We start from the raw sequence: 5,526 nt of genomic DNA, 5'->3' as shown, positions 1-5,526 counted from the left end.
TTCCTATACAATAAAAATATAAGAAAACAACATAACAAACAAGGAGGCAACAAAAATGAACACGATTACAAACAAGGTTATCCGTTATACAGGAACAGAATTGCATACAAAAGGATGGCAACAAGAAGCAGTACTTAGAATGTTAATGAATAATTTGGATCCTGAAGTCGCTGAACGTCCAGAAGATTTGGTGGTATACGGAGGGATTGGGAAAGCAGCTCGTAACTGGGAATGCTTTGATGCAATCGTCAAATCACTAAAAGAGCTTGAAGAAGATGAAACTTTATTGGTCCAATCAGGGAAACCGGTTGCTATTTTTAAAACACATACGGATGCACCACGTGTCCTGCTTGCAAATTCAAATATCGTCCCTGCATACGCGAACTGGGAAACATTCCATGAACTTGATAAAAAGGGATTGATGATGTATGGGCAGATGACAGCTGGTAGCTGGATATATATTGGTTCTCAAGGAATCGTACAGGGTACATACGAGACCTTTGCCGAGCTTGCCAAACAACATTTCAATAACTCGTTAAAAGGCACCATTACATTAACGGCAGGTTTAGGCGGAATGGGAGGGGCACAGCCGCTAGCAGTTACGATGAACGGTGGTGTCTGTATCGGGATCGATGTTGATGAGACAAGAATTGACAGGAGAATTGAGACGCGCTATACCGATGTGAAAACGGATTCTTTGGATGAAGCTATTCGTTTAGCAACAGAAGCCAAACATGAAGGGAAAGCATTATCCATTGGTCTGATTGGGAATGCTTCTGATCTTCTTCCTGAAATGATCGCAAGGAACTTTATTCCGGATGTCTTGACGGATCAGACGTCCGCCCATGATCCACTAAATGGATATACTCCTTCAGGCCTGTCAATGGAAGAGGCTGCAGAATTACGGAATGCAAATCCAGAAGAGTATATTAAACTTTCTAAAGCTTCAATGGCCAAACATGTAAAAGCGATGCTTGAAATGATGGAAAAAGGTGCCGTGACGTTTGATTATGGTAACAATATCCGTCAAGTTGCGAAAGATGAAGGGGTAGAGAATGCTTTTGATTTCCCGGGCTTCGTTCCAGCTTATATCCGTCCACAATTTTGTGAAGGTAAAGGTCCATTCCGCTGGGTAGCTTTATCTGGTGATCCAGAAGACATTTATAAAACAGACCAAGCGATTTTACGTGAATTCGCTGATAATGAACATTTATGTAACTGGATCAGAATGGCTCAAGAAAAAATTCAGTTCCAAGGTCTGCCTTCCCGCATATGTTGGCTTGGTTATGGGGAGCGCGCCCGTTTTGGTAAAATCCTCAATGATATGGTTGCAAGCGGTGAATTGAAGGCTCCGATAGTGATTGGGCGTGACCATTTAGATTCAGGCTCTGTTGCTTCGCCGAATCGTGAAACCGAAGCCATGAAGGATGGTTCGGATGTAGTGGCTGACTGGCCGATCCTAAATGCAATGGTGAATGCAGTGGGCGGTGCAACCTGGGTTTCCGTACATCATGGCGGCGGCGTAGGAATGGGTTACTCCATGCATGCAGGCGTTGTAATTGTAGCAGACGGCACAAAAGAAGCAGGAGCAAGAATTGAGCGAGTGTTGACAACGGACCCTGGGATGGGGGTAGTGCGTCATGTTGATGCAGGTTATGAACTGGCAGAGGAAACAGCTCGTGAAAGAGGAATTAATATCCCGATGCTTGATAAAGGAATTGATAAACAATGACAAAACCAATTTGGATAAAACATGCCACTCAACTTGCTACCCTTACCTCTGATAGGAAAGGTCCTCGTTCCAAAGAGGCAATGTCGGAGCTTGGGTTGATTGAAGATGGAAGCATATGGATGGAATCTGGTTTGATCCAAGCGATCGGTACGACCAAAGAATTGGAAGAACTCTATGCAGATAGAATGCATGAAGCTGAAGTCTTTGATGCAACTGGCCATTTGGTGACACCTGGGCTAGTTGATCCACATACGCATGTTGTATATGGCGGGAGCCGGGAACGTGAATTTGAAATGCGTCTTGAAGGCGCAACATATATGGACATTATGAACGCAGGTGGGGGCATTCATGCTACCACCCGCATGACCCGGGAAGCAAGTGAAGAAGAATTGATGGAGCAAACCACCCGACGCCTTGATTCGTTTCTCGCTCATGGTGTGACCACAGTAGAGGGTAAAAGCGGTTACGGAATGAACTTGGAAACCGAATTGAAGCAGTTACGGGTGATGAAGAAATTACAGGAGGAGCATCCGATTGACCTTGTTCCTACATTTATGGGAGCCCATGCAGTTCCTAAGGATTATAAAGGCCGTGAGGATGAATTTGTCGATCATCTGATAAATGATATGCTTCCAATCGTGTCTGAAGAGAAGTTGGCTGAATTCAATGATGTATTTTGTGAAAAGGGGGTATTTACCCCTGAACAATCGGAGCGGATTTTAACGGCCGGAAAAAAATACGGCTTGATTCCTAAAATTCATGCAGATGAAATTGAGCCATACGGTGGAGCTGAATTAGCTGCGAAGATAGGAGCCATTTCAGCTGAGCATTTGTTAAAAGCTTCCGATGAGGGGATTACTGCTATGGCGAAGTCAGGTACCATTGCCTGCTTGCTTCCAGCCACCGCCTTGTATTTACGAGAAGAAGCGGCCCCTGGAAGACGAATGGTTGATGAAGGCGTAGCTGTTGCCATTTCGACCGATTGCAATCCTGGATCTTCACCGACGACTTCCATGCCGCTTGTCATGAATCTGGCATGCATTTCGATGCGGCTTACCCCTGCAGAAGCTCTTACGGCGGCGACATACAATGCTGCTTGTGCAATCAACAGGCAAGAAAAGGTCGGATCGCTTGAAGTCGGAAAACAAGCTGATGTCGTTCTATGGAATGTTGAAAACTATCAGGAGTTGCAATATTTATTTGGGGTCAATCACGTTAAGTCTGTATGGAAAAATGGTGTGCAAGTAGTGAATGATAGGGTGAAGACTGAATCTAAAAGCCTGACTGGTCTATAAAATTCACTAAAAGAAGAGAGACTATACCCATCGACCCATCATTAGGTTGACTGTATCTCTCATGAAACGCCCAATTAATAAACTTCAATCTATGTATCAGGAGCCTCTTTATATCCGCTGGAATTTTGGCGAATGTAAAAAGGCTTTGATACGTATAACATGATCTAACAGAATGCCAAGTTGCCAAAGCAGGTGCTGTATCTGATACTTCAGTTGCACTGGTATACATGCTTCTACCCATGGTGGAATGCCTGCTAATGGGTTTTTTGATATTTTACTAGAAATAGGCCAGTATCCGATTGTCATGCATATTGATTTTGTCTGTCTTGGTCCGAGCTACTCTATTGGGGTCAAAACAGTCAGAATCAGGGTGTTCATGGCTGCAATTTAATACTGGCTGCATAATGCAGATTAGATTTAGGGTTTTAGGATGATTGTTTTTATGTTTAAAATCAGTCAGTATTGCTGCCCTCTAACAAACATCAAGGAGTGATTACATGTTGAGAAATAACTATCGTTACTTTATCATTTTTATGATTATTGTTATTACAATCATAAATTATATTGATAGAGGTGCACTTTCATATGCCCAAGCTGAAATAATCAAGGAGTTCAATTTAGATCCAGTAAGTTGGGGAGCGATCCTAGGATATTTTGGATATGGTTATATTTTCGGTGCACTATTTGGTGGTGCTTTAGCAGATAAGAAAGGTCCTAAATTCATGTGGATCATTGCCGGAACTACATGGTCTTTTTTTGAAATTGGGACAATATTCGCAGGTCACATAGGTACAGCATTATTTGGAGGCTCTGCCTTGGCAGGATTTGCGGTATTTCGTGTTTTATTTGGTTTAGCTGAAGGACCTACCTTATCAACGATGAATCGAACGATGGCAAACTGGGTATCCCCTAAAGAAAAAGGGTTTGCTGTAGCACTTGGATTAGTTGGAACGCCAATTGGAGCATTAATTACTGCACCCATCGTAGTAGGTCTTCTAACATTCACTAACTGGAAAGTAACATTTGTTATTCTCGGAATATTAGGCTTTATTTGGGTAGCAATTTGGAACAAAGTTTTTACAAACTTACCTGAAGATCATCCAAGAGTCTCGAAAACCGAACTAGAAGAAATTCGAAGTGCAGATAATTTAATTAAAGGTGAGACGAAATTAGACGAACAAATAAATGTACCATGGTACCATTTTTTTAAAAACCCTACGTTAGTATTTAATGCCATTGGATATTTTGCCTTTTTATATGTAAATATTTTATTACTTACATGGACCCCCAAATATCTGCAAGATGAATTTAATTATTCACTTGCTTCTCTTTCATATATTGGTATGATTCCCTGGATAGGAGCCATTATCACTGGATTATTAGGTGGTAAAATCTCAGATATATTACGTAGAAAAACAGGGAATTTACGAATTGCCAGATCTTGGTTCACAGTAGCATCCTTATTTTGTACAGCTGTTTGTTTTATGTTGATCCCAACTGTCGATAGTGCTGCAGCAGTACTTGCATTAATGTGTATAGGCAATGCCTTTAATTATTTACCGAATTCCATCTATTGGATAGTTGTTCTTGATACAGCACCAAATAAAGCAGGAACTTTTGGGGGAGTAACTCATTTTATTGCGAATCTAGCGACTATTATTGCCCCGACCCTGACAGGAAGTCTTGTAGCAAAACATGGATATAATGCAATGTTTATTGCAGCATCCGTTGCGGTAACAATAGGAATGATCGCGATGGTTTTTGTGAAGCCCGGTAAACAAAGAGACTCGTCTACATCAACCAATAATATGGTTAGTTAAAAACATAGTTTTTTTAGGAAAGATAGTAGATTGGAAAGAAGCTAATTAGACCAATAAATAAGTAGTTACAGCTTATGATGAGCAATGGTTAAGGCGATTGCTCCTTTTTCGCAAGAGGATGTTTCAAGAGAATCACATATGTATATACGAGAAGTTGGATTTAGCTGCTTGCTCCAAGATAGATACTTTTCTAAATAGGTTTAATCCTCCACAGCACAAGAAGGAATAAATGTTATTACTAATTATGGACTGGGTATCATGTCATTTTAAAGACTTTGGAAAGCTTATCCGTGGAACACATTTAGCCTATATGGTTGGAGTTAAAAAGCCGGCTGATTCTTCGTGTTTCCGTGGCTGGTTTAAAATGTAATAATCTCTAATGGAAATAAGGCTATAAAAAAAATCCTTCTGAGGGGAGGAAGTTTTTATGTGGATAATCACTGTTCATGCGAAGAACAGGATAAGAATGTTTGAGTATGACACTGAAAAGGAAGCAAGGGCAAAATTCGAGGAATTACAAGGATGTAAAATCCTTAGTGAAGTCATTTATTTCAATGATTGAGACTCTTTTATAGAAAATATAGGAGAATGAGGATAGTGCAACTATATGAAATCTACTATTCTTGGCCTGTATTAGTTTGGCAACATAACGAAAAGACTTTTTTTATAAGTGTTAATA

4 protein-coding genes are annotated in these 5,526 nt (G+C 40.8%); all 4 read left to right on the top strand.

Annotated features, from left to right (window positions below):
• Nucleotides 1–55 precede the first annotated feature (55 nt).
• Nucleotides 56–1,732, top strand: a complete 1,677-nt coding sequence (hutU, locus tag ACFWE9_RS25630) for a urocanate hydratase (RefSeq protein WP_230156497.1) — start codon at nt 56–58, stop codon at nt 1,730–1,732.
• Complete coding sequence (gene hutI, locus ACFWE9_RS25625) at nt 1,729–3,027, top strand: imidazolonepropionase (protein ID WP_230156496.1); 1,299 nt, start codon at nt 1,729–1,731, stop codon at nt 3,025–3,027. The genes hutU and hutI overlap by 4 nt, the downstream gene beginning before the upstream one ends.
• A gap of 497 nt (nt 3,028–3,524) precedes the next feature.
• Entirely contained in the window at nt 3,525–4,847 is a 1,323-nt protein-coding gene (locus ACFWE9_RS25620; protein ID WP_377359469.1) for an MFS transporter, read from the top strand.
• A 427-nt stretch (nt 4,848–5,274) separates the two neighbouring features.
• A complete protein-coding gene (locus ACFWE9_RS25615; RefSeq protein WP_290370531.1) occupies nt 5,275–5,409 on the top strand; it encodes a hypothetical protein in 135 nt (44 codons plus the stop codon).
• Nucleotides 5,410–5,526: the final 117 nt, after the last annotated feature.

The sequence above is a fragment of the Peribacillus sp. NPDC060253 genome (genome assembly GCF_042727425.1).
Taxonomy (GTDB): Bacteria; Bacillota; Bacilli; order Bacillales; family DSM-1321; genus Peribacillus.
Note: the sequence above shows the minus strand (reverse complement) of the source record. Positions and strands in the feature narration are given on the sequence as shown.